The organism is Streptomyces sp. NPDC001985, assembly GCF_040296845.1.
Taxonomy (GTDB): Bacteria; Actinomycetota; Actinomycetes; order Streptomycetales; family Streptomycetaceae; genus Streptomyces.
Genome location: NZ_JBEOYB010000008.1, coordinates 67821 through 92370 on the forward strand (window position 1 = coordinate 67821; position 24550 = coordinate 92370).

Consider the following 24550-nt stretch of genomic DNA (forward strand, 5'->3'; position numbering starts at 1 on the left):
TCCGCGTTCTACCGTGCGCGGATAGCCCACCGTGTGCGGGAGGTGTACAAAGAAGACATGGCCGAACGTTACGGTCGCCCACGCTCGGTTCTGCGGATGCGGACTGTTGCCGGGCAGGTCTTTCTCCTCCAAGTGGCGATCGTGCTGTTGCTCGTCGGCGCGAGCATCGTCGCGCTCGTCCTCCAGTCGCACGCGGACACCGAGCGGGAGGCCGTCAACCGGTCGGTCGCGGTGGCCCGGACCTTCGCCGACTCCCCCGGGATGGACGCGGCGCTCAAGAGCCGCGACCCCACGGCGATCCTCCAGCCGAGCGCCGAGGACGCCCGCAAGGACTCCCATGTCGACTTCATCGTGGTGATGAACACCGACGGCATCCGCTACACCAGCCCGCTGCCGAACGAGATCGGGGAGAAGTTCGTCGGTGACATCGGGCCGGCGCTCGCCGGACAGGAGGCCACCCAGCGGGTGCCCAGCGGGCTCGGACCGCTCGTCCAGGCCGTCGTCCCGGTCTTCGACCGCGGTGGCACGGTGATCGGGGTGGTCTCGTCCGGGGTGACCCTGGAGCGGGTCAGCGGGGCCGTCGAGGACCAGTTCCCGCTGCTGTTCGGCGCCGCGGCCGTGGTGCTGCTGGTCACCACCGGCGGTACGGCGCTGGTCACCCGGCGGCTGCGGCGGCAGACCCATGGGCTCGGTCCGGAGGAGATGACCCGGATGTACGAGCACCACGACGCGGTGCTGCACGCCGTCCGGGAGGGGGTGCTGATCGTCGGCGGCGACGGGCGGCTGCTGCTCGCCAACGACGAGGCGCGCCGGCTGCTGAAGCTCCCGGCCAGGGTGGAGGGCAGGCTCGTCGGCGATCTGGGGCTCGACCCGGCGACCGCCCGGCTGCTGGCGTCGGGCCATCCCGCCACCGACGAGGTGCACCAGGTGGGCGACCGGCTGCTGGCCGTGAACCAGCGCCCCACCAGCCGGGACGGCAGCAGGCTCGGCAGTGTGGCGACCTTCCGGGACACCACCGAACTCCAGGCCGTCAGCGGACGGGCGGAGGTCGCGCAGGGGCGGCTGAAGCTGCTGTACGACGCCGGTACGGAGATCGGCACCACCCTGGACGTGGTGCGCACCTGCGAGGAGGTGGTGGAGTTCGCCGTCGGCCGGTTCTGCGACTACGCCACGGTCGACCTGGTGGAGTCGGTGCTGCGCGGCGAGGAGCCGACGGCGACGGGCGCGGGCGCGGACATGCGGCGGATCGCCGCCGCCGGGACCGGCGACGCGACCGCCCACTTCCGTCTCGGCACCACGATCCGCTATCTCCGCAGCACCCGGATGGGCGCGGGGCTCAACCAGGGCGAGGCGATCCTCGAACAGGACCTGGGCGCGTTCTCCGGGTGGGAGCAGCAGGCGCAGGGGCGGGCGGAGAAGCTGGTGGAGGCGGGTTTCCACTCGATGATCGCGGTACCGCTGCGGGCGCGCGGGGCGATCCTGGGGGTGGCCATCTTCTGGCGCTCCGAGACGTCCGAGGCGTTCGAGGAGGAGGACAGGTCCCTCGCCGAGGAGCTGGTGGCCCGCGCGGCGGTGAGCGTGGACAACGCCCGCCGCTACGACCGTGAGCACACCATGGCGGTGACGCTTCAGCGGAGTCTGCTGCCGCGCGGGGTGCCGGAGCAGACCGCCCTGGATGTCGCCTACCGCTACCGGCCCGCGCAGGCGGGGCTCGGCGGGGCCGGCGGGGTGGGCGGCGACTGGTTCGACATCATTCCGCTGCCGGGCGCGCGGGTGGCGCTGGTCGTGGGCGATGTGGTGGGGCACGGGCTGCACGCCGCGGCCACCATGGGCCGGCTCCGCACGGCGGTGCACAACTTCTCCACCCTCGATCTGCCGCCCGACGAACTGCTGTGGCACCTCGACGAGCTGGTGGCCCGGATCGACGCGGAGGAGACGGCGGGCGGGGAGTCCCAGGTCACGGGGGCGACCTGTCTGTACGCCATTTACGACCCGGCGTCCGGGCGCTGCACGGTCGCCCGGGCGGGGCACCACCAGCCGCTGGTGCTGCGCCCGGACGGCACGGCCGTCTTCGCCGATGTGCCCGGCGGGCCGCCGCTGGGCCTCGGCGGGCTGCCGTTCGAGACGCTGGAGCTGGAGCTGCCGGAGAACAGCAGTCTGGTGCTGTACACCGACGGTCTGGTGGAGGACCGGGAGCGCGACATAGACGAGGGGCTCGCGCTGCTGCGGGAGACCGTGGCGGGGCATCCGGAGCGCACCCCCGACGAGACCTGCGAGGCCGTGCTCGCCGCGCTGCTGCCCGAGCGTCCGCGCGACGACATCGCGCTGCTGGTGGGCCGTACCCGGGTGCTGGGCACGGCGGAGGTGGCGGAGTGGGAGGTGGCGTCGGACCCGTCGGCGGTGGGCGAGGTGCGGAACGCGGTCACCCATAAGCTCGGTGAATGGGATCTGGGAGAAGAGGCGTTCACGACCGAGCTGATCCTCAGCGAGCTGGTCACCAACGCGATCCGCTACGCGATCGGGCCGATCCGGGTGCGGCTGATCCGCGACCGGACGCTGATCTGCGAGGTGTCGGACCACAGCAGCACCTCGCCGCATCTGCGGCAGGCGGCGAGCACCGACGAGGGCGGGCGGGGGCTGTTCCTGGTGGCGCAGTTCGCGGACCGGTGGGGGACGCGCTACACCCCGGACGGGAAGGTGATCTGGACGGAGCAGCCGATCCCGGGGCACGAGGAGTGAGCCTGTGGATCGGGGGGCCGCCCGGCGCGGGGAAGACGACGGTGGCCAGGCTGCTGGCCCGGCGGCACGGTCTGCGCTGGTACGGCGCCGACGCGCACACCTGGAAGCACCGGGACCGGGCCATCGCGGCGGGGCACCGGGCGGCGATCCGCTGGGAGGCGCTTCCCCGGGAGGAGCGGTGGTCGGCGCCGGAGGAGGAGTTGCTCGCGATGTCGCTGCACCACGAGCGCGGCGCGATGATCGCGGAGGATGTGCGGGCGCTGCCGCCGTCGCCGCCGACGGTGGTGGAGGGCACCCCCGTGACCCCCCGGTTCGCCGGACCCCGCGCCCTGTGGCTGCTGCCCACCCCTGAGGTCCAGCGCCGCCGCCTCGCGGAACGCGGCCTGGAGCCGGGCCCGCTGGCGCTCTACCGGCATCTGGTGCGGGTGATCGAGGCGGAGGTGGAGGAGTACGGGGGCGCGGTGCTGCGGGTGGACGGGGAGCGGGGGGTGGCCGAGACCCTGGCGGAGGTGGAGGGGTTCTTCGCGGGGGAGTTGTCGGGGGTGCGGACGGCGGAGGGGCGGCGGGGGTTGTTGCGGTACGCGAACGGGGTGGTGGCGGAGCAGTACCGGGGGTTCCTGGGACGGGCGTGGGCGCCCCGGGCGGGCCTGGTGGCCCGTTTCGCCTGCGAGTGCGCCTCCCCTGTGTGCGAGGAGGACGTCCCCCTCGACCCCCTGGCCTACCCCCCACCCCTCCCCCTCCTGGCCCACGGCCACGCCGCACCCCCCAACGCTTCCGCCGTCTGAGGCACCCCTCTCAGCCCCACTGGCGTTTGAGGCACACCCCTCAGCCCCACCGGCGGCTGAGGCAGCACCACCCAGCCCCGCCGGCGGCTGAGCAGCACCACCCAGCCCCACCGGTGACTGAGCAGCACCACCCAGCCCCACCGGTGACTGAGCAGCACCACCCAGCCCCGCCGGCGATTGAGGCGCGGGGGTCCGGGGCTGGCCCCCGACCCGGGCCCGCACAGTGCGGGCACCTGTCGCACAGGGTCCGTCCTCAAACGCCGGACGGGCTGGATCTCTCAGCCCCTCCGGCGATTGAGGAGCACCACCCAGCCCCGCCGGTGACTGAGCAGCACCACCCAGCCCCGCCGGCGATTGAGGCGCGGGGGTCCGGGGGCCGGCCCCCGACCGTGGCCCGCACAGTGCGGGAACCTGTGGACCAGGGTCCGTCCTCAAACGCCGGACGGGCTGGATCTCTCAGCCCCTCCGGCGATTGAGGAGCACCACCCAGCCCCACCGGTGACTGAGCAGCACCACCCAGCCCCGCCGGCGATTGAGGAGCGGGGGTCCGGGGGCCGGCCCCCGACCGTGGCCCGCGGGATGCGGGCACCTGTCGCACAGGGTCCGTCCTCAAACTCCCCCGGAGCTGCCTCTGGCAGGTGCCCCCAGACGGGCTGGGTTTGCTCGGGCTACCGTGGCGCGGGGGCCGGTATCACGGGTGGGTGGTGGGGGTTTGACTCTCACATCGGTGTGAGGGTTTAGCGTCGGGGCACGGGCAACCGCCAGCTCACCACGGGAGTGACACCCATGCCCCCTTCTGTCGTCCACCTCAACGGCCACCCCACCACCACCCCCGCCCTCTCCCCCCTCGCCTTCGCCGGCCACGCCCACTTCACCGCCATGCAGGTCCGCGACGGCGGCGTCCGCGGGCTCGATCTGCATCTGGAGCGGCTGCGCGCCGCCTCCGTCGTGTTGTTCGGGCGGGCGCTCCCCGAGGAGCGGGTGCGCTCCCGTCTCCGGGCCGCGGTGGCCGCGGCCGGACCCGGCGATCTCTCGCTGACCGCCACGGTGTTCTCCCCGGCGGGCGAGTTCACGGTCGCCGGGCCCGAGGTGGAACCCGGGGTACTGGTCCGTACCGCACCCCCCTCCTCGGGCCCGGCCGGCCCGCTCACCCTCACCACCGTCGAGCACGAGCGCTTCCTCCCGGCGGTGAAGCACGTCGGCGAGGTCGCCAAGACCCATCTCCTGCGGCAGGCCGCCGCGGAGGGCTTCGACGACGCCGCCTTCGTCGACCGCCGCGGCCGGCTCAGCGAGGCCACCATCTGGAACCTCGCCTTCTGGGACGGCACCGCCGTGGTGTGGCCCCGCGCCGCGATCCTGACCGGGACCACCATGGGCATCCTCCGGCGGCAACTGGCCCACCTCGGCGTCCCCCAGCAGGTGCGGGACGTCACCCCCGCCGATCTGCCGGGGCTGTCGGGGGCGGTGGTGATGAACTCCTGGACCCCGGGCGTGGCGGTGCGCCGGATCGGCTCGGCGGCACTGCCCGCCGCGCCGGACTTCCTGGAGGTGCTCCACCGCGCCCACGGCGCCGAACCCCTCACGGCTCTCTGAGGAGCCGGGTGCCGCAGCGCAGATTCCAGCGCCCGGCCCGGGAGCTGAGTTCGGTGAGCGTCAGCGGCGCGATGTCCAGCCGCCAGAAGACGGGCAGCGGCAGGCCGAGCGCGTGAACCAGCGCGGCGCGCGCCACCGCCGGGTCCACCACCGCGACGAGCCGGCCGGTATCCGGGGGCAGCGCGTCCAGCCAGCCCCCGACCCGGGCGCACAGCGCGGTCAGCGCCTCCCCTCCGTGGGGCGCGGCCGACGGGTCGGTGAGCCAGTGCCCCACCGCGTCCGGCTCGTCCCGGCTCACCTCCGCGAGGCTCCGGCCGCGCCAGCGGCCCATGTCCCACTCGCCCAGCTCCGGCGCCTCCCGGGCGGCGAGCCCGAGCGCCCGGGCCGTCAGCCGGCAGCGCGGCGACGGCCCGGACACCGCCCGGTCCGCCCTCGGCAGCCCTCCGGCCGCCGCCCGCGCGCTCACCAGACCGGCCTCGTCCGGCGGTTCGCCCGCCTCGAAGCGGGCCTCGCGGAGGGCCTCCGTCGCCACCGGCGCGACCATCATCATCCGTACCGTCATTTCCGGCCACCCCGCGCCGTAGCGGTGCCCGCCCGCAAGCGGTACGGTCGCGTGGACATGACGAGAGTGTGATGGAAGTCCGGTGGGAATCCGGCACGGTCGCGCCACTGTGTACCCGCACCGACGCGGGAAGTCAGACCCCGCGCCCTCGTCTGCGGCACCAGGCACCACGACCGGGACGCGTGCTCCCTCAGGAGGTTCTGCCATGGCTCAATCCGCTGTGCCCGCCCCCACCGCCACACCGGCGGTCACCCCCGTCTCCTGGAAGGAACTCGCCCCCTGGGCGGCCTTCGTCGGCATCCTCATGCTGATCCTCCTCTACTTCGTCGGCGCCGAGCAGGGCGCCACCGCCCTCGTCTCCGGCGAGGGTGTCCATGAATGGGTCCACGACGGACGCCATCTGCTCGGCTTCCCCTGCCACTGAGGGCGGCCTGCGATGAACTCCATATCCGTACGGGCCCTGCTGGTACGGGGCATGCTCGCGGGCCTGATCGCGGGGGCGGTGGCCCTGGTGGTGGCGTACTTCCTCGGTGAGGGGCCGGTGGACGCGGCGATCGCGTTCGAGGAGAGCCACAGCCATGGGCACGGCGGCGAGGAACTCGTCAGCCGGGCCGTGCAGTCCACGGCCGGTCTCGCCACCGGTGTGCTGGTCTTCGGGGTCGCGGTCGGCGGTATCGCCGCGCTCGCCCACTGCGCCGCCATCGGCCGCGCCGGGAGCTTCGGCCCCCGTGCCACCGCCGCGTTCGTCGCCCTCGGCGGGCTGCTGACGCTGTATGTGGTGCCGTTCCTGAAGTACCCGCCGAACCCGCCGGCGGTGGGCGACCCGGGCACCATCGGGGAGCGGACGGCGGTGTACTTCCTGATGGTGGTGGTCAGTGTGCTGCTGGGGCTCGCGGCGCTGATCACCGGGAGGCGTCTCGCGCCCCGGCTGGGCAACTGGAACGCGACGGTGGCGGCGGTGGCGGGGTTCGTGGCCGCCACCGGACTGGCGTTCGCGTTCCTGCCCTCGTACAACGAGGTACCCAAGGACTTCCCGGCCGCGGTGGTCTGGGAGTTCCGGCTGGCGACACTGGCGATCCAGGTGACGCTGTGGGCGGTGTTCGGTCTGGTCTTCGGCCATCTGGCCGAACGGCTGCTCACCCCCGGGGCGCGCTCCGGGGCCCGCCGGACGGCGGCCACGGCGCGCTGACCACCGTACGGACACCGGCGGAGCCCCCGCCGGTGTCCGATTCCTTCAAGACCGGCGGCGCGGGGCCCGCCTACGGTGGGGGCATGACTCCGCGCTTCGACTCGATCGGCATCGTCGCCTCCGACATGGCCGCGTCTCTCGCCTTCTACCGCCGGCTCGGCCTGGACGTCCCCTCCGGCGCCGACTCCGCCCCGCACGCCGAGGCCACGCTCCCCAGTGGGGTGCGGGTGCTCTGGGACACCGAGGAGACCATCCGCTCCTTCGACCCCGGGTGGACCCGGCCCACCGGGGGCGAGCGGCTGGGGCTCGCCTTCCGCTGCGACACCGCCGCCGAGGTGGACTCCGTCCACGCGGAGCTGGTCGCCGCGGGGTACCGGAGCCATCTCGAACCGTGGGACGCGGTGTGGGGGCAGCGCTACGCGGTGGTGCTGGACCCCGACGGCTGCGGTGTCTCGCTGTTCGCGGACACGGACACGGACACGGACGCGGGCACGGACGAGGACTAGGCCGTCTCCTCAGGGGCGGGACGCGGTGTAGGCGGTGAGGGTCGTCCCGGCCAGCTCGCGCATCTCCCGGGCGAGGTGTGCCTGGTCGGCGCAGCCCGCGGCGAGCGCTGCCGCCGTGAACGGCACCCCCCGGCGCACCAGGGCCAGGGCCCGCTGGAGCCGCAGCACCCGGGCGAGGGTCTTGGGTCCGTAGCCGAAGGCGTGGAGCGAGCGGCGGTGCAGTTGCCGGGCGCCGAGGCCGACGGCGCGGGCGGCGGCGGAGACCGTCTGCCCGCTGTCCAGATGCCGGACAATCCGTTCCAGTACGGGGTCCGGCGGGTCCGGCGCGCCGGCGGCCGTCCGGAGCACCAGCTCCTCCAGCGCGGCGGCGGGGTCGGCCGCCGCGTCGATCCGCTCGGCGAGCCGGCGGGCCACGGCCGCGCCCCAGAGGTCGGCCAGCTCCACCCGCTGATCGCGCACCTCGTGCGCGGGGACGCCGAGGAGCGCGGGCGCGGTCCCGGGAGCGAAGCGCACCCCCGCGTACCGGGCGCCCTCCCCGCCGGTGTGGGCGCGTGTGTCGGGCCCGGCGACCAGCAGCCGCCCGGGGGTCCACACCAGATCCATGCACCCGTCGGGGAGGACGGGGTGCGGCCCGCTGTGCGGCTGCTGCCAGACAACGGCACCCGTGAGCCGCGCGGGCCGTTCGCTGTACATGCGCCCGAGGCTAACCGCTTCCGCCGCCCGGCCGCCGGTCGAGCTCCCCGATCAGCCCGAGCGCCCCGCCGAGCAGCCCCTCCTCGCCCCCGGGGCCGGCCGCCCGGCGCGCGGGACCGGGGCCCGAGCCGAGCGGCTCACCCGGCCCGTTCACTCCCCCGGCCCCGGTTTCTCCTGGCGTGCGCGGGGCTGTTCGCGGCCGGTGTGGAGGCGGGACCTCACATCGTCGAGCGGGAGGAAGCGGGACCAGCGCTCGGGGAACTCGGACGGCATGTCGCCGGTGCCGCCGTCCCCGTCGTAGAAGTCGTCGTCATCGTCGTCGTCATCGTCGAACTCCTCGAAGATGTGTGCCGCTCGCGCCCTGGCCAGCACCTGCGCGGCCTGGGCCGCGCGGGCGCGCTCGTTGTCCGCGCGGGCCGCCGCCGTGGCCACCGAGGGCCAGACATGGTCGATCGCCGCGTTGACCGCCGCCCCGACGAGCACCGCGAAGGCGGAGATCCCTATCCACAGCAGGACCGCGATCGGCGCCGCCAGCGACCCGTAGATGGTGGGGCCCTCGACCTGGCTCGTGAGGTAGATCCGCAGCAGGAAGCTGCCGAGCACCCACATCCCGAGGGCCACCAGCGCCCCGGGCACATCCTCGATCCAGGGCGAGCGCACCGGCACCGAGACGTGGTACAGCGTGGTCAGGAAGACGATCGAGAGCAGACTGACCAGCGGCCAGTACAGGACGGTGACGACCTCGGTGCCCCAGGGGATCAGCTCCACCACCCGGTCGGGGCCCACCACCGCGAGCGGCAGCACCACCGCGCCGATCAGCAGGGCCATGAGGTAGAGCAGAAACGCCAGCAGCCGGGTGGCGACGATGCCGCGCCGGCCGTCCAGCCCGTACATCACGGTGATCGTGTCGATGAAGACATTCACCGCCCGCGACCCCGACCAGAGCGCGATGGCGAAGCCGATGGAGATGATGTCGGGCTGGCCGCCGTGGGTGACATCCGCCAGCAGCGGCCGGGCGATGTCGTTGACGCCCCGGTCGGACAGGACGGTGCCGACCGCGTTGAGGATGTTCACCTCGATCGAGGCGACCGTGGTGGTGTTGGTCCAGTCGTCCATGTAGCCGAGCAGGCCGAGAAGTCCCAGCATCAGCGGCGGCAGCGAGAGCAGCGTGAAGAACGCCGCCTCGGCCGCCAGGCCCAGAATGCGGTATTCGATGCATGAATTGACCGTGTCCTTCAGCAGCAGCCACGCCATCTTCCGTTTGGAGACGTTGCGGTAGAGCACTCGGGCCCGGTGGAGACGGCCCGATGGCCGCTCGGGTGTTTCATTTGCTGCCTGCACCTCCTTACCGTATCGGCATGGCAGCTAGCACCCACACAGTGACCAACCAGGCTCCGCCGCTGGTCGGGTACGACGTCTACACCGCGGACCGGGTCCTGACCGAAGCCGTGGAGCGGCATGTTCCGCCGGAGCTGACGAAGGTGGTGCACGGCGAGCTGGCGGAGCTGGGCCGTGCCGCCGGTTCGGCCGAGGCACAGCGCTGGGGCGCCGAGGCCAATGAGAACCCGCCGCGGCTGCGCACCCACGACCGGTACGGCGTCCGGATCGACGAGGTGGACTTCCACCCGTCCTGGCACCGGCTGCTCGGCCACGCCGTGGGGGCGGGGCTGACCGACGCCTGGGGCCGGCCGTCCGGGCACGTCCGGCGCGCCGCCGGCTTCCTGGTGTGGACCCAGGCGGAGGCCGGGCACGGCTGCCCGCTGTCGATGACCCACGCCGCCGTGCCCGCGCTGCGCACCGACCCGGGGCTGGCGGCGGCCTGGGAGCCCCGGCTGACCTCCCACGGCTACGGGGGCGAGCTGCTGGAGCCCGCGTCGAAGCCGGGGAATCTGCTCGGGATGGGGATGACGGAGAAGCAGGGCGGCAGCGACGTCCGGACGAACACCACCGGCGCCCGGCCACTGGACGCCGCCGGGGAGTACGTGCTGACCGGCCACAAGTGGTTCTGCTCGGCGCCCATGTCGGACGGCTTCCTGGTGCTCGCCCGCGCGCCCGGCGGGCTGACCTGCTTCCTGGTGCCCCGGGTGCTGGAGGACGGAACCCGGAACGTCTTCCGCATCCAGCGGCTCAAGGACAAGCTGGGCAACCGCTCCAACGCCTCGGCCGAGGTCGAGTTCGACGGCACCTGGGCGCGCCGGGTCGGGGAGGAGGGCCGCGGGGTGCGCACCATCATCGACATGGTGGCGGCGACCCGGCTGGACTGTGTGATCGGGTCCGCCGCGCTGATGCGGCAGGCGGTGGCGCAGGCCGTCCACCACAGCGCCCACCGGGAGGCGTTCGGCGGGCCGCTCCTCGACAAGCCGCTGATGCGCAATGTGCTGGCCGATCTGGCGCTGGAGTCGGAGGCGGCGACCGTGCTGGGGCTGCGGCTGGCCGCCGCGTACGACGCGGACACGGAGGACGAGCGGGCGTTTCTGCGTCTCGCGGTGCCGGCCGCGAAGTACTGGGTGACCAAGCGGTGTACGCCGCTGGTGGGCGAGGCGCTCGAATGCCTGGGCGGCAACGGCTACGTGGAGGAGTCGGGGATGCCCCGGCTGCTGCGGGAGGCGCCGCTCAATTCGATCTGGGAGGGATCGGGCAATGTGCAGGCGCTGGACGTGCTGCGGGCCCTCCAGCGCGAGCCGCGGGCGCTGAACGCGTTTCTGACCGAGGTCGGGGCGGCGCGCGGGGCGGATCACCGGCTGGACGGGGCGATCAGGGAGCTGCTGACCGAGCTGGCCGATCTCAGCGGACTGGAGGCGCGGGCGCGCCGGCTGGTGGAACGGATGGCGCTGGTGCTCCAGGGGTCGCTGCTGGTGCGCTGGGCGCCGCCGGAGGTGGCGGACGCGTTCTGCGGTTCGCGGCTGGGCGGGGACTGGGGCACGGCCTTCGGGACGCTGCCGCACACCCTGGCGCTGGGGGCGGTGGTGGAGCGGGCGCGGGCGGTGGGGTGAGCCGCCGGCGCGGGGCCCGGGCGGAGACGGAGCCGTCCCGAGTCGCCGGGTGACGCGCTGGACAGAACGGAACCGAAAAGGAGGAAACGGGCGTCACGTGGGGCAGGACCGCCCCGAGCGGCCCGGCGGCCGGGCGTGGTGTGATGGCTGCCCGTCGTAGATGATCATGCTCGGGGTGGTGCTGCGCCGACACGGCACCACCCCTCGCGCTGTTCACTTTCGGACACCGCGAACCGATTCGCGAGGGTTGCAGAGGGTTGCAGCCGTGTCGGTGCGGTACCGCACCACCCGTACCACCGCGCAGGAGGACCCCCGCGTGCAGACCAGACCGATCGACCTGGCCACCCTCGCCGCCATGGACACGGCGGAGTCCACCGGACTGCTCAAGAAGGTGCGGGAGGCGACGCTCGGCGGGCGCAGACCCCCGGTGGGGCCACGGGCCGAGATCGGGGAGTCCTGGCAGCGGCTGGTGCGGCTCGGGGTCGATCCCGAGCGGGAGCGCCCGGCGGCGCCGCTCCCCCTCGACGAGGTCGAGCGGCGCCGCTCCGGCTCACCGCTGGGCGAGGTGCTCCGGGTGCCGAGGGACGGCCTGGTGTCGATCGCCGAGGCCGCGCAGCACGTGGTGGTCGTCGCCGACAGCGAGGGGCGGCTGCTGTGGCGCGAGGGGAAGGCGGCGGTGCTGCGCAGGGCCGACGCGCACGGGTTCGTCCTGGGGGCCGATCTCACCGAGGAGTCCATCGGCACCAACGCGGTGGGCACCCCGCTGGTCACCGGGCGCCCGCTGCATGTGCACGCGGCCGAGCACTTCCTCTCCGCGCACCACAGCTGGACCTGTTCGGGCGCGCCGGTGACCGACCCCCGGGACGGCCGGCTGATCGGGGTGATCAATGTCAGCGGCGCGCTCTCCACCCTCCATCCGGCCACCCTCGCCCTGGTCACGTCGGTGGCCCGGCTCACCGAGGCGGAGCTGCGGAGGCAGCACTTCCGCGCGCTGGAGCGGCTGCGCTGCGTGGCGGGGCCGCTGCTGGCCCGGCTGACCGGGCGGGCGCTGGTGGTGGACGCCGACGGATGGCCGGCGGCGGTGATCGGGATGCCGCCGCCGGAGCGGCTGCCGCTGCCGAAGTCGCCCCCGGGCGGGCCGCTGTGGCTGCCGTCGCTGGGGATGTGCGTGGTGGAGCCGGTGCCGGGCGGCTGGCTGGTACGGGTGGTGGAGGAGGGGCGGCCCGCGGGGTCCGGCGCCCGGGTGGTGCTGGATCTGAGCCGCCCGCGGCTCGCGTCGGTGACGGTCCGCGGCGAGGCGGGGAGCTGGACCCAGGAGCTGAGTCCGCGCCACGCCCAGCTGCTCGGCGCGCTGGCGCGGCACCCGGAGGGGCGGAGCGCGGCCGAGCTGGCCCGGGATCTGTTCGCCGATCCGACCCGCACGGTCACGGTGCGCGCGGAGATGTCCCGGCTGCGGCGGCACCTGGCGCAGGTGCTGGCCAGCCGCCCGTACCGGTTCGCGGACGGGGTGGAGGTGGAAGTGATCCCCCGGCTGTGGCCCGGGCGGCCCGGCGTGCTTCCCTGACCTGTATGAACATCGCCGTGACCACGTGGTCCCTGGAGCAGACCTCCCCCGCCGAGCTGCGGCCCTCAGCCGCGGCCCCCGGGGATGTACGGATCGTCCGGGCCGAGGTGCCCTCGCCCGAGTTCAGCCGGTTCCTCTACACGGCGGTCGGCGGGGACGTCCAGTGGTCGGACCGGCTGGCGCTGACGCATCCGGAGTGGGAGGAGGTGCTCGGCAGGCCGGGCACCGAGACCTGGGTGGCGTACGAGAAGGGGACTCCGGCGGGGTACGCGGAGCTCCAGGCGCAGGACGGCGGCTCGGTGGAGATCGTCTACTTCGGGCTGATCGCGGCGTTCCGGGGCCGGCGGATCGGGGGCCATCTGCTGTCGTACGCGGTGGCCAGGGCCTGGGATCTGGCGGAGCGCTGGCCGGAAATCGCCCCGACCGAGCGGGTCTGGCTGCACACCTGCTCCAAGGACGGGCCGCACGCGATGGACAACTATCTGCGGCGCGGCTTCCGCCTCTTCGACACCACGGTGGCGGACGAGCCGGACACCCCCACGCCCGGCCCCTGGCCTGGTGCGCACCCCGCCGCCTCCTGAGCGCCGGGCCGGCCGCGCTCCGGGCAACCGGAACGCGGCCGGCTAGTGACCGACCACACAGTGTCTCGCGATACGGGACATCTCTGTCCACCATGCGGATAATGGTGGACTGTCGTCCGATCGCCATGACACGCTTCCGTCATGTCTGAAGCTGGAATTGCCTTGGTGAGTCGGCGGCACGTCGATCTCGGCCGCATGTGCAGTGCCATCTGTCCCGCCTGCTGACAGCTCAGCGCAGTCGGGCCTCTTCCCGATGTCTCCCTGAACTCCCGGCGTTCCCCGCAGCCTGCCCCGCTTCGCAGTCTTAGCCGTCTCCCGTCTGAGCCGCCTCGACGATCACCGAAATCGCCACCCTGCGCACCGTCGCGCCTCCCCGCGAGTGTGCAGCTCAGAGCCGCCCTCCTGCAGCATCGAAGGACATATCGCCATGCCCGCCACCCCGGAAAAGCCCGCCCCCGCCGCGCCCCGCCGCCGAGCTGGACGCCACCGCGGCGAGGGCCAGTGGGCCGTTGGCCACATGACGCCCCTCAATGCCAATGAGCAGACCAAGAAGGACGACGACGGTCTCAATGTGCGGACACGCATTGAGACGATCTACTCCCGCCAGGGATTCGACTCCATCGACGGCGCCGATCTGCGCGGACGGATGCGCTGGTGGGGTCTCTACACCCAGCGCAAGCCCGGGATCGACGGCGGCAAGACCGCGATCCTCGACCCGGAGGAGCTGGACGACAAGTACTTCATGCTCCGGGTCCGCATCGACGGCGGCCGGCTGACCACCGCTCAGCTGCGGGTCATCGGCGAGATCTCCCAGGAGTTCGCGCGCGGCACCGCCGACATCACCGACCGGCAGAACGTGCAGTACCACTGGATTCGCATCGAGGACGTCCCGGAGATCTGGCGCCGGCTGGAGGCGGTGGGCCTCTCCACCACCGAGGCCTGCGGCGACACCCCCCGGGTGATCCTCGGCTCCCCCGTCGCCGGGATCGCCGAGGACGAGATCATCGACGGCACCCCCGCGATCGACGAGATCTACCGCCGGATCGTGGGCAACAAGGACTTCTCCAACCTGCCGCGCAAGTTCAAGTCCGCGATCTCCGGCTCCCCGCTGCTCGATGTGGCGCACGAGATCAACGACATCGCGTTCGTCGGCGTCAACCACCCCGAACTGGGCCCCGGTTTCGATGTCTGGGTCGGCGGCGGGCTCTCCACCAACCCCAAGATCGGTGTGCGTCTGGGCACCTGGGTGTCGCTGGACGAGGTCCCCGATGTCTACCAGGGCGTCATCTCGATCTTCCGCGACTACGGCTACCGCCGGCTGCGCAACCGCGCCCGGCTGAAGTTCCTCGTCGCCGACTGGGGCCCGGAGAAGTTCCGCCAGATCCTGGAGGAGCAGTATCTGCTGCGGAAGCTGGCCGACGGGCCCGCGCCCGACCAGCCCGTACAGCAGTGGCGTGACCATGTCGGCGTCCACCGGCAGCGGGACGGACGGTTCTACGTCGGGTTCGCGCCGAGGGTCGGGCGGGTCGACGGCACCATCCTCACCAAGATCGCCGCGCTGGCCGAGGCGCACGGCTCGGGCCGGGTGCGCACCACCGCCGAACAGAAGATGATCGTCCTGGACATCGCGGAGGACCAGGTCGACTCCGTGGTGGCCGGTCTGGAGGCGCTGGACCTGCGGGTCAAGCCCTCCCCCTTCCGGCGCGGCACCATGGCCTGCACCGGGATCGAGTTCTGCAAGCTGGCCATCGTCGAGACCAAGGCGCGCGGCGCCTCGCTCATCGACGAACTGGAGCGCCGGCTGCCCGAGTTCGACCAGCCGATCACCATCAACCTCAACGGCTGCCCCAACGCCTGCGCCCGTATCCAGGTGGCGGACATCGGTCTCAAGGGGCAGCTGGTCCTGGACGACGACGGCAACCAGGTCGAGGGCTACCAGGTCCACCTGGGCGGCGCGCTCGGGCTGGAGGCCGGATTCGGCCGGAAGGTCCGCGGGCTCAAGGTCTCGGCCGACGAACTCCCCGACTACGTCGAGCGGGTGGTGCGCCGCTTCCAGGAGCAGCGCGAGGACGGCGAGCGCTTCGCCGCCTGGGCGGCCCGCGCCTCCGAGGAGGCCCTCTCATGAGCGAGCGGGCGGCCCCCTTCTACTGCCCCTACTGCTCGGACGAGGACCTGCGCCCCAGCGAGCAGGGCCACGGCGCGTGGGAATGCGCGGGGTGCAACCGCGCCTTCCAGCTGAAGTACCTCGGGCTGCTGGCCCGTGGATTTCAGCGCAACGACGGTGGAGGCGACGGGATATGACGGCACTTCGGACCAGTGATCTGCGAGGGCTCGCCGAGCGGGCCGGGCGGGAGCTGGAGGAGGCGGACGCGCTCACGGTGCTCACCTGGGCGGCGGAAACGTTTGGCCCCCGGTTCTGTGTCACCTCCTCCATGGAGGACGCGGTGGTGGCGCATCTCGCGTCCCGCGCCTTCCCCGGCGTCGATGTCGTCTTCCTCGACACCGGTTACCACTTCCCCGAGACCATCGGCACCCGGGACGCGGTCGAGGCGGTGATGGACGTCTCGCTGATCACGCTCACGCCCCGGCAGAGCGTGGCCGAGCAGGACGCCCAGTACGGGCCCCGGCTGCACGACCGCGACCCGGACCTGTGCTGCTCCCTGCGGAAGGTCAAGCCGCTGGAGGAGGGGCTCGCCGGGTACGACGCCTGGGCGACCGGGCTGCGCCGCGACGAGTCCCCGACCCGGGCCGGCACCCCTGTCGTCGGCTGGGACGAGCGGCGCCAGAAGGTCAAGGTCGCGCCCATCGCCCGCTGGACCCAGGAGGACGTGGACGGCTACGCGGCCGAGCACGGCGTGCTCACCAACCCGCTTCTGATGGACGGCTACGCCTCCGTGGGATGCGCGCCCTGCACCCGCCGGGTGCTGGAGGGCGAGGACGCGCGCGCCGGCCGCTGGGCCGGCCGGGGCAAGACGGAATGCGGGCTGCACGGATGACCGATCAGGACCCGAAGACCACCCAGGGGCAGGAGAAAGACGTGACTGGGGCCACCATCTGGCTCACCGGGCTGCCGAGCGCGGGCAAGACCACCATCGCCCTCGCCCTCGCCGAGCGGCTGCGCGCCGAGGGACACCGCACCGAGGTGCTCGACGGCGACGAGATCCGCGAGTTCCTCTCGGCGGGCCTCGGCTTCGGCCGCGCGGACCGGCACACCAACGTCCAGCGCATCGGTTTCGTCGCCGAACTGCTCGCGTCCCACGGCGTCACGGTCCTCGTCCCGGTCATCGCGCCCTACGCCGACAGCCGCGAGGCCGTCCGCAAGCGGCACGCCGCCGAGTCGACGCCCTATCTGGAGGTGTATGTCGCCACCCCGGTGGAGGTGTGCTCGGAGCGGGATGTGAAGGGGCTGTACGCCAAGCAGGCCGCGGGCGAACTCACCGGTCTGACCGGCGTGGACGACCCCTACGAGGCTCCGGCCGCCCCCGATCTGCGGATCGAGTCACAGGATCAGAGTGTCGAGGAGTCGGCGGCGGCTGTGCACGCGCTGCTGGCGGGGAAGGGTCTGCTGTGAGCGACGCGCACGGTACGGCGGTGGTGAGGTCCGGGGCCGGGGACACTCCCTACGCCCTGTCGCATCTGGACGCCCTCGAATCCGAGGCGGTGCACATCTTCCGCGAGGTGGCGGGGGAGTTCGAACGGCCGGTAATCCTCTTCTCCGGCGGCAAGGACTCCATCGTGATGCTGCATCTGGCGCTCAAGGCCTTCGCGCCGGCGCCGGTGCCGTTCTCGCTGCTGCACGTGGACACCGGGCACAACTTCCCCGAGGTCATCGAGTACCGCGACCGCACGGTCGCGCGCCACGGGCTGCGGCTGCATGTGGCGCTGGTGCAGGAGTACATCGACGCCGGGACGCTGCGGGAGCGGCCCGACGGGACCCGCAACCCGCTCCAGACGGTGCCGCTGACCGACGCGATCCGGGAGCACCGCTTCGACGCGGTGTTCGGCGGCGGACGGCGGGACGAGGAGAAGGCCCGGGCGAAGGAGCGGGTGTTCTCGCTGCGCGACGAGTTCTCGCAGTGGGACCCGCGCCGGCAGCGCCCGGAGCTGTGGCAGCTCTACAACGGCCGGCACGCCCCCGGCGAGCATGTGCGGGTGTTCCCGCTCTCCAACTGGACCGAGCTGGATGTGTGGCAGTACATCGAGCGGGAGGAGATCGAACTCCCGGAGATCTACTTCGCCCATGAGCGGCCGGTGTTCCAGCGCGCGGGCATGTGGCTGACGGCCGGGGCCTGGGGCGGGCCGAAGGGCTCGGAGGCGGTGCAGACCCGGCTGATCCGGTACCGGACGGTGGGCGACATGTCGTGCACGGGCGCGGTGGACTCCGACGCCACCACCCTGGACGCGGTGATCGCGGAGATCGCCGCCTCCCGGCTCACCGAGCGGGGAGCCACCCGAGCCGACGACAAGATGTCCGAGGCCGCGATGGAAGACCGCAAGCGCGAGGGGTACTTCTAGCCATGACCACCACCACCGAACATCTCTCGGCCACCACCCTGCTGCGGTTCGCGACGGCGGGCTCGGTGGACGACGGCAAGTCGACGCTGGTGGGGCGGCTGCTGCACGACTCCAAGTCGATCCTGACGGATCAGCTGGAGGCCGTGGAGAGCGCCTCGCGCTCCCGGGGCCAGGAGGCGCCGGATCTGGCGCTGCTGACCGACGGGCTGCGGGCCGAGCGGGAGCAGGGCATCACCATCGATGTCGCCTACCGCTACTTCGCCACCGCCCGGCGCCGGTTCATCCTGGCCGACACCCCCGGCCATGTGCAGTACACCCGGAACATGGTCACCGGCGCCTCCACGGCCGAGCTGGCGGTGGTCCTGGTGGACGCCCGCAACGGCGTGGTCGAGCAGACCCGCCGCCACGCGGCCGTCGCCGCCCTGCTTCGGGTGCCGCATGTGGTGCTCGCCGTCAACAAGATGGACCTCGTGGGGTACGCCGAGCCCGTCTTCGCGCGGATCGCCGAGGAGTTCACGACGTACGCCTCCGAACTCGGCGTCCCCGATGTGGCCGCCATCCCGATCTCGGCGCTCGCCGGGGACAATGTCGTGGACCCCTCGGCGCACATGGACTGGTACGGCGGGCCGACCGTCCTCGAACACCTGGAGACGGTCCCGGTCAGCCATGACCTCACCGCCTGCCATGCCCGGCTGCCGGTGCAGTACGTCATCCGTCCGCAGACGGCCGAGCACCCGGACTACCGGGGGTACGCGGGCCAGGTCGCGGCCGGCGCGTTCCGGGTCGGCGAGCAGGTGACCGTCCTGCCGTCGGGGCTCACCTCCAGGGTGAGCGGGATCGATCTGCTCGGCCGGGCGGTGGACATCGCCTGGGCGCCGCAGTCGGTGACGCTCCTCCTGGAGGACGACATCGACGTCTCCCGGGGCGATCTGATCGTGCCGAGCGGTGACACCCCCGCCACCACCCAGGACATCGAGGCGACGGTCTGCCATGTGGCCGACGCGCCGCTGACGGTGGGGCAGCGGGTGCTGCTGAAGCACACCACCCGCACGGTCAAGGCGATCGTCAAGGACATTCCGTCCCGGCTCACCCTCGACGACCTCTCCCAGCACCCGGCGCCGGGGCAGCTCGTCGCCAACGACATCGGCCAGGTGCGCCTGCGCACCGCCGAGCCGCTGGCGCTCGACTCGTACGCCGACTCCCGGCGCACCGGCTCCTTCCTTCTGATCGACCCGGCCGACGGCACCACGCTGGCGGCCGGTATGGCGGGCGACTCGTTCGCGAGCACCGCCAAGGCCGCACCAGCGGCCGACGACGACGCGGAATGGGACTTCTGATGATGACGACCGATGTGTTCGCGACCTTCGCGAAGGAGGGCGGCCGCGTGGGGAGCGGCACCCTCGGCGCGGGCTCCGGGGGTGTCACGCGATGTGCGCGATGACCCGTACCCACCACCCGTACCAGAAGCGAAGACACCGTACTGCCGACTTCCCGGCCACGCCCGATACGCGTGAGAGCCGGGGCCAACGAGGGGACCATCTCCCGTGCCAGCCACCCGCACCACCCTGCGCCGCGGTGTTGCCGCAGCCGCCGCCCTGCCGCTTCTGATCGGAGCACTCGCCTCCTGCGGATACGGCTCCGAAGCCACCGAGGACGAGAAGGCCCCGGCCGCCAAGGGCGAGAAGCTCTCCTCGGACACCGTGAAGCTCGGCTACTTCCCGAACCTCACCCACGCCACCGCCCTCGTCGGTGAGCAGGAGGGCATCCTCCAGAAGGAGCTGGGCGGGACCCAGCTCACCTCCACCACCTTCAACGCCGGCCCCTCCGAGATCGAGGCGCTGAACGCGGGCTCGATCGACATCGGCTTCATCGGCCCCTCGCCCGCCATCAACGGGTTCACCAAGTCCAAGGGCAAGAGTCTGCGGGTCGTCGCCGGCGCCGCCTCCGGCGGAGTGAAGCTGGTGGTCAACCCCGAGAAGATCAAGACGCTGGACGATCTCAAGGGCAGGAAGATCGCCACCCCGCAGGTCGGGAACACCCAGGACGTCGCCTTCCTCAACTGGATAGCCGAGCGGGGCTGGAAGACCGACGCCCAGAGCGGCAAGGGCGATGTCAATATCGTCCGCACCGACAACAAGATCACCCCGGATGCCTACAAGTCGGGCTCCATCGACGGCGCCTGGGTGCCCGAGCCGACCGCGTCGAGGCTGGTGAGCCAGGGCGCCAAGGTGCTCCTGGACGAGTCGACGCTCTGGCCGGACAAGAAGTTCGTCATCACCCACATCATCGTGTCGCAGAAGTTCCTCAAGGAGCACCCGGACGTGGTGGAGGCCGTGGTGCGCGGCTCGGTGAAGACGAACAACTGGATCAACACCAACCCGGAGAAGGCCAAGGCGTCCGCGAACGCCAAGCTGAAGGCGCTCACCGGCAAGGCGCTCCCGGCCGAGATCCTCGACCCGGCGTGGAAGTCCATCCAGTTCACCTCCGACCCGCTGGCGTCCACCCTGCGGACGCAGGCCGGGTACGCGGTGAAGGCCGGGCTGCTGAAGGCGCCCGACCTGAACGGCATCTATGACCTGAGGGGGCTGAACGAGGTCCTCAAGGCCGACGGCAAGCCCGAGGTCTCCGACTCCGGTCTCGGCGTCAAGTAACCCGCGCAGCCACGTTCCCCAGGAGGTGACGACCATGGCCACCCTCACCAAGGACCAGGCCGAGGACCGTACAACGGCCGGGCACGCCGCCCGTATCGAGCATGTCTCGAAGTCCTTCGCGGGTCCCGGGGGGCGGCAGCTCGTCCTGGACGACATCAGTCTCGATGTCGCTCCGGGCGAGTTCGTCACCCTCCTGGGTGCCTCGGGCTGCGGAAAGTCCACCCTGCTCAATCTGGTGGCGGGGCTCGACGCGCCCTCCGCCGGAACCATCACCACCCAGGGCCGTCCCGCGCTGATGTTCCAGGAGCACGCGCTGTTCCCCTGGCTGACGGCGGGCAAGAACATCGAACTCGCGCTGCGGCTGCGCGGGGTGGCCAAGTCGGAGCGGCGGGGCGAGGCCGAGCGGCTGCTCGACCTGGTCCGTCTCGGCGGGGCCCACGGCAAGCGGGTGCACGAGCTGTCCGGCGGTATGCGGCAGCGGGTCGCGCTGGCCAGGGCGCTCGCCCAGGACAGCCAGCTGCTGCTGATGGACGAGCCGTTCGCGGCGCTCGACGCCATCACCCGGGATGTGCTGCACGACGAGCTGACCCGGATCTGGCGGGAGACGCGGCTCTCGGTGCTGTTCGTCACGCACAACGTCCGGGAGGCCGTGCGGCTCGCGGAGCGGGTGGTGCTGCTGTCGTCCCGGCCGGGGCGGATCGCCCGGGAGTGGACGGTCGGCATCGAACAGCCGCGCCGGATCGAGGACGCCGCCGTGGCGGAGCTGTCGGTCGAGATCACTGAAGAACTGCGTGGGGAGATCCGCCGACATGGCCAGCACTGACACCACCACCACCGGCAAGGCGGGCAAGGCCGGCCGGACCGACGACCTCGCCGGTCTGGAGGCGGGGCTCGACGCGCTGGACGCGGTGCAGTCCCACCGCACCCCGCTGCGTCAGGTGCTGCTCCAGAAGGTGCTGCCGCCGCTGGTGGCGGTCGCGCTGGTGATCGCCGTCTGGCAGATCCTGGTGGAGATCGAGGTCACGGACGAGGGCAGTCTGCCCGCGCCGTCCGCGGTGTGGGACAGCGTGTCCACCCTGTGGGTCCAGGGCACCCTGCTGGAAGTGGTGTGGACCAGCGTCTCGCGCGGTCTGCTCGGCTTTCTGCTGGCGCTCGCCATCGGTACGCCGCTGGGGCTGCTGGTCGCCCGGGTGAAGTTCGTCCGGGCGGCGATCGGGCCGATCCTGTCGGGGCTCCAGTCGCTGCCGTCGGTGGCCTGGGTGCCGCCCGCGGTGATCTGGCTCGGGCTGAACAACCAGATGATGTACGCGGTGATCCTGCTCGGCGCGGTGCCGTCGATCGCCAACGGTCTGGTCTCCGGGGTGGACCAGGTCCCGCCGCTGTTTCTGCGGGCGGGGCGCACCATGGGCGCCACCGGGATGAAGGGGACCTGGCACATCGTGCTGCCGGCCGCGCTGCCCGGCTATGTGGCGGGGCTCAAGCAGGGGTGGGCGTTCTCCTGGCGGTCGCTGATGGCCGCGGAGATCATCGCCTCCTCGCCCGATCTGGGGCTGGGGCTCGGCCAGTTGCTGGAGAACGGACGGAGCAACTCGGACATGCCGGGGGTGTTCATGGCGATCCTGCTGATCCTGCTGGTGGGTATCGCCATCGATCTGCTGCTCTTCAGCCCGCTGGAGCGGGCCGTGCTGAGGGGGCGCGGGCTGCTGGTCAAGAGCTGAGCGCGGGCTGTCGCCCCCGTCACTTCCCTTCCTTCCTCCGACCGGAACAGAGTCCGTGCCATGCGCCCTCCCGTCCTGCTCGTCGTCGCCCACGGCAGCCGTGATCCACGGCACGCGGCCACCGTCCACGCCCTGGTGCGCCGGGCCGGGGAGCTGCGGCCGGGGCTCCGGATGGAGACCGCGTTCCTGGAGTTCGACACACCGTCCGTGCCGGAGGCGCTGGAGCGGCTCGCGGCGGCCGGGGGCGGCCGGGCGGATGTCGTCGCCCTGCCGCTGCTGCTGACCCGGGCCTTCCACGCCAAGTCGGACCTCCCCGGTGTGCTGGGGGAGGCATCGGCGCGGCTGCCGGGGCTGCGGGTCCGGCAGGCCCGGGTGCTGGGCCCCTCGCCGCTGCTGCTCGCCGCGGTGGAGCGGCGGCTGCGGGAGGCCGGGGTCCGGCGGTCCGACCGGGGCTCGACGGGGCTGGTCCTGGCCGCCGCGGGCTCCACAGACCCGGAGGCGATCGCGGCGATCGCAGCCATGGCGCGGGAGCTGAGGCGCACCGGTTGGTGCTCCGTGCGGCCCGCGTTCGCCTCCGCATCCCTGCCGCGGACCGAGGACGCGGTGCGTTCGCTGCGGCAGGACGGCTGTGCCCGGGTGGCGGTGGCGCCGTATGTCATCGCCCCCGGCCGGCTGCCCGACCGGATCGCCGAGGGGGCCCGGGGGGCGGATGTCCTCGCGGGAGTGCTGGGTCCCTCCCCGGAGCTGGCCCGGCTGCTCCTCGAACGCTACGACGCGGCGGCGGCCTGCGCGCCGGCCGCCGCGAGGATGGGCGTCCTCGCCTGACACCCCCCGGGAGGCGCGGCCGTGTGACAGGGCCGTGGCCGTACGGTGACGGGTGTGGTGCGCACCCCGCGCACCATCGAGGGAAGGAGGCCACTCATGTCATTCCACTACCACAAGCGGATCACTGTGATCCCCAAGCTGCTCCATCTGAACATCGGCTCGCGCGGCTGGTCCTGGACCGTCGGCACCCGGCGGGCGCACATCACCCGGGACCGGCACGGCCGCCGCACCACCGCGGTCCGTCTCCCGGGCGGGTTCACCTGGCGCCGGCGCTCCCGCCGGCACTGAGACCGGGACCGCGGGCGAGTGGCGTCCGCGCCCCGTGGGGGAAGGGCACGGACGCCGCCCGGCCGGCTACTTCACGAGCTTGAGCAGCTTGTTCGGGGTGCCGGGGGTGGAGTTGGACACCTTGCCCGGGGTGGCGCCGTCGGTGAGGGCCCGGGCGATCTGCGCCGGGGTGGCACCGGGGCGGGCCGCGAGGTGGAGCGCCGCCGCGCCGACCACGTGCGGGGCCGCCATCGAGGTGCCGGAGATCGTCCTCGTACCGGTGTCGCTGGTGTGCCAGGCGGAGGTGATGTCCGAGCCGGGCGCGTACAGGTCGACGGCCCGGCCGAAGTTGGAGAAGGACGACTGGGCGTCGGTCCTGGTGGTCGAGGCGACGGTGATGGCCTCGGGGACCCGGGCCGGTGAGACACGGCTCGCGTCGGAGGACTCATTGCCCGCGGCGACGCCGAAGGCGACCCCGGAGGCGATCGCCTTGCGCACGGCGGTGTCGAGGGCGACATCCGCGCCGCCACCGAGGCTCATATTGGCGACCGAGGGGCCCTTGCGGTTCTTGGTGACCCAGTCGATACCGGCGACGACCTGCTCGGTGGTGCCCGAGCCCCGGTTGTCGAGCACCCGCACGGCCACGATCCGCGCCTTCTTCGCCACCCCGTGGCTCGCACCGGCGATGGTGCCGGCGACATGGGTGCCGTGGCCGTTGCCGTCCTGCGCGACGGTGTCGTTGTCGATGGCGTCGAAGCCGTTGCTCGCGCGGCCCTGGAAGTCCCGGTGGGTGACGCGGACGCCGGTGTCCAGGACGTACGCCGTCACTCCCGCGCCCCCGCCGTCGGGGTAGGTGTACGCGCGGTCGCCGGCGGTGGCGGTCTGGTCTATCCGGTCCAGGCCCCAGGACGGCGGGTTGGTCTGGGTGGCGCTGATGGAGAACTTCTTGTTCTGCACCACCTTGGCGACGGCCGGGTCGGCGGCGAGCCGCTTGGCCTCGGTCTCGCTGAGCCCGGTGGCGGAGAAGCCGTTGATGGAGGAGGTGTAGTCGCGGCGCAGTTCGCCGCCGTACTCCTTGGCCAGTTCGCGCTTGTCCGCCTTCTCGTCGAGCATGACGATGTAGCTGCCGCTGACCGCGCCGGCGGCGCCGGTGCCGTGGACGGTGCCCTCGGGGGGTGCGGAGGCACCGGCGAAGGAGGCGGTGAGGGCGGTGCCGCCGATGGTGGCGGCGATGGCGGTGAGGGCGGCGGTGAGCTTGATTCTGCTCTTGCGGCGGTGGGTTGCCATGGGGAGGGGGCTCCTCGTGAGCGGGGGGTGGGGGGTGCCCGGGGAGGGGGTCGTCCGGGCTGGCTCGAACCCTGGCTCATTG

General features: G+C 72.7%; 24 protein-coding genes and 1 riboswitch. Of the genes, 20 read left to right on the top strand and 4 right to left on the bottom strand.

Going from position 1 to position 24550, the window contains the following annotated elements; translation table 11 throughout:
- Positions 1–57: 57 nt before the first annotated feature.
- The 3 genes from ABT122_RS05340 to ABT122_RS05350 all read left to right on the top strand — a co-directional run bounded on the left by ABT122_RS05340 (position 58) and on the right by ABT122_RS05350 (position 5117).
- Complete coding sequence (locus ABT122_RS05340; protein WP_351545640.1) at positions 58–2739, top strand: SpoIIE family protein phosphatase; 2682 nt, start codon at positions 58–60, stop codon at positions 2737–2739.
- Positions 2736–3524, top strand: coding sequence for a hypothetical protein (locus ABT122_RS05345; RefSeq protein ID WP_351545642.1), 789 nt, complete (start codon positions 2736–2738; stop codon positions 3522–3524). The genes ABT122_RS05340 and ABT122_RS05345 overlap by 4 nt, the downstream gene beginning before the upstream one ends.
- A gap of 786 nt (positions 3525–4310) precedes the next feature.
- Positions 4311–5117, top strand: a complete 807-nt coding sequence (locus ABT122_RS05350; RefSeq protein WP_351545644.1) for an aminotransferase class IV family protein — start codon at positions 4311–4313, stop codon at positions 5115–5117.
- Here ABT122_RS05350 and ABT122_RS05355 read toward each other — a convergent pair.
- Positions 5104–5679 (bottom strand): histidine phosphatase family protein, encoded by a 576-nt coding sequence (locus ABT122_RS05355; protein WP_351545647.1) that lies wholly within the window; start codon positions 5677–5679, stop codon positions 5104–5106. The genes ABT122_RS05350 and ABT122_RS05355 overlap by 14 nt on opposite strands.
- A 59-nt stretch (positions 5680–5738) precedes the next feature.
- Positions 5739–5832: riboswitch (adenosylcobalamin (AdoCbl) riboswitch) on the top strand.
- A gap of 52 nt (positions 5833–5884) precedes the next feature.
- Here ABT122_RS05355 and ABT122_RS05360 point away from each other — a divergent pair.
- The 3 genes from ABT122_RS05360 (at position 5885) to ABT122_RS05370 (ending at position 7374) form a co-directional block, all read left to right on the top strand.
- Entirely contained in the window at positions 5885–6103 is a 219-nt protein-coding gene (locus tag ABT122_RS05360; RefSeq protein WP_351545650.1) for a CbtB domain-containing protein, read from the top strand.
- 12 nt (positions 6104–6115) lie between these two features.
- Positions 6116–6868, top strand: coding sequence for a CbtA family protein (locus ABT122_RS05365; RefSeq protein ID WP_351545653.1), 753 nt, complete (start codon positions 6116–6118; stop codon positions 6866–6868).
- 83 nt (positions 6869–6951) lie between these two features.
- Positions 6952–7374 carry a VOC family protein gene (locus ABT122_RS05370; RefSeq protein WP_351545656.1) on the top strand — a complete coding sequence of 141 codons (423 nt, stop codon included), beginning with the start codon at positions 6952–6954 and terminating at the stop codon, positions 7372–7374.
- 9 nt (positions 7375–7383) lie between these two features.
- On the opposite strand, the gene ABT122_RS05375 is transcribed toward ABT122_RS05370, so the two are convergent.
- Positions 7384–8067 carry a DUF6597 domain-containing transcriptional factor gene (locus ABT122_RS05375; RefSeq protein WP_351545659.1) on the bottom strand — a complete coding sequence of 228 codons (684 nt, stop codon included), beginning with the start codon at positions 8065–8067 and terminating at the stop codon, positions 7384–7386.
- 150 nt (positions 8068–8217) lie between these two features.
- Complete coding sequence (locus ABT122_RS05380) at positions 8218–9408, bottom strand: YihY/virulence factor BrkB family protein (protein WP_351545662.1); 1191 nt, start codon at positions 9406–9408, stop codon at positions 8218–8220.
- A gap of 17 nt (positions 9409–9425) precedes the next feature.
- Here ABT122_RS05380 and ABT122_RS05385 point away from each other — a divergent pair, with 17 nt between their 5' ends.
- From ABT122_RS05385 to ABT122_RS05450, 14 genes are all read left to right on the top strand, one after another.
- On the top strand, positions 9426–11060 hold the full coding sequence (locus ABT122_RS05385; protein ID WP_351545665.1) for an acyl-CoA dehydrogenase family protein: 1635 nt from the start codon (positions 9426–9428) through the stop codon (positions 11058–11060).
- 316 nt (positions 11061–11376) lie between these two features.
- Positions 11377–12624, top strand: coding sequence for a GAF domain-containing protein (locus ABT122_RS05390; protein WP_351545668.1), 1248 nt, complete (start codon positions 11377–11379; stop codon positions 12622–12624).
- Between the two features lie 5 nt (positions 12625–12629).
- Positions 12630–13205 carry a GNAT family N-acetyltransferase gene (locus ABT122_RS05395; protein WP_351545671.1) on the top strand — a complete coding sequence of 192 codons (576 nt, stop codon included), beginning with the start codon at positions 12630–12632 and terminating at the stop codon, positions 13203–13205.
- A gap of 427 nt (positions 13206–13632) precedes the next feature.
- On the top strand, positions 13633–15330 hold the full coding sequence (locus ABT122_RS05400; RefSeq protein WP_351545674.1) for a nitrite/sulfite reductase: 1698 nt from the start codon (positions 13633–13635) through the stop codon (positions 15328–15330).
- Positions 15327–15506, top strand: a complete 180-nt coding sequence (locus ABT122_RS05405; RefSeq protein WP_351545677.1) for a hypothetical protein — start codon at positions 15327–15329, stop codon at positions 15504–15506. The genes ABT122_RS05400 and ABT122_RS05405 overlap by 4 nt, the downstream gene beginning before the upstream one ends.
- The gene (locus ABT122_RS05410; protein WP_351545680.1) at positions 15503–16201 is read left to right on the top strand and encodes a phosphoadenylyl-sulfate reductase; all 699 of its coding nucleotides are present in this window, start codon (positions 15503–15505) and stop codon (positions 16199–16201) included. The genes ABT122_RS05405 and ABT122_RS05410 overlap by 4 nt, the downstream gene beginning before the upstream one ends.
- On the top strand, positions 16183–16776 hold the full coding sequence (gene cysC / locus ABT122_RS05415; protein ID WP_351545683.1) for an adenylyl-sulfate kinase: 594 nt from the start codon (positions 16183–16185) through the stop codon (positions 16774–16776). The genes ABT122_RS05410 and cysC overlap by 19 nt, the downstream gene beginning before the upstream one ends.
- Before the next feature lie 20 nt (positions 16777–16796).
- The gene (gene cysD, locus ABT122_RS05420) at positions 16797–17720 is read left to right on the top strand and encodes a sulfate adenylyltransferase subunit CysD (protein ID WP_451066609.1); all 924 of its coding nucleotides are present in this window, start codon (positions 16797–16799) and stop codon (positions 17718–17720) included.
- Positions 17721–17722: 2 nt separating this feature from the next.
- The gene (locus ABT122_RS05425; RefSeq protein WP_351545689.1) at positions 17723–19057 is read left to right on the top strand and encodes a sulfate adenylyltransferase subunit 1; all 1335 of its coding nucleotides are present in this window, start codon (positions 17723–17725) and stop codon (positions 19055–19057) included.
- 207 nt (positions 19058–19264) lie between these two features.
- On the top strand, positions 19265–20371 hold the full coding sequence (locus ABT122_RS05430) for an ABC transporter substrate-binding protein (RefSeq protein ID WP_351545692.1): 1107 nt from the start codon (positions 19265–19267) through the stop codon (positions 20369–20371).
- 34 nt (positions 20372–20405) lie between these two features.
- Complete coding sequence (locus tag ABT122_RS05435; RefSeq protein WP_351545694.1) at positions 20406–21194, top strand: ABC transporter ATP-binding protein; 789 nt, start codon at positions 20406–20408, stop codon at positions 21192–21194.
- Positions 21181–22089, top strand: coding sequence for an ABC transporter permease (locus ABT122_RS05440; RefSeq protein ID WP_351545696.1), 909 nt, complete (start codon positions 21181–21183; stop codon positions 22087–22089). Before ABT122_RS05435 ends, ABT122_RS05440 begins: the two co-directional genes overlap by 14 nt.
- A gap of 60 nt (positions 22090–22149) precedes the next feature.
- Positions 22150–22914, top strand: a complete 765-nt coding sequence (locus ABT122_RS05445) for a sirohydrochlorin chelatase (RefSeq protein WP_351545698.1) — start codon at positions 22150–22152, stop codon at positions 22912–22914.
- 96 nt (positions 22915–23010) lie between these two features.
- On the top strand, positions 23011–23202 hold the full coding sequence (locus tag ABT122_RS05450) for a DUF4236 domain-containing protein (protein ID WP_351545701.1): 192 nt from the start codon (positions 23011–23013) through the stop codon (positions 23200–23202).
- Between the two features lie 66 nt (positions 23203–23268).
- On the opposite strand, the gene ABT122_RS05455 is transcribed toward ABT122_RS05450, so the two are convergent.
- Positions 23269–24468 carry a S8 family peptidase gene (locus ABT122_RS05455; RefSeq protein WP_351545703.1) on the bottom strand — a complete coding sequence of 400 codons (1200 nt, stop codon included), beginning with the start codon at positions 24466–24468 and terminating at the stop codon, positions 23269–23271.
- Between the last annotated feature and the right edge of the window lie 82 nt (positions 24469–24550).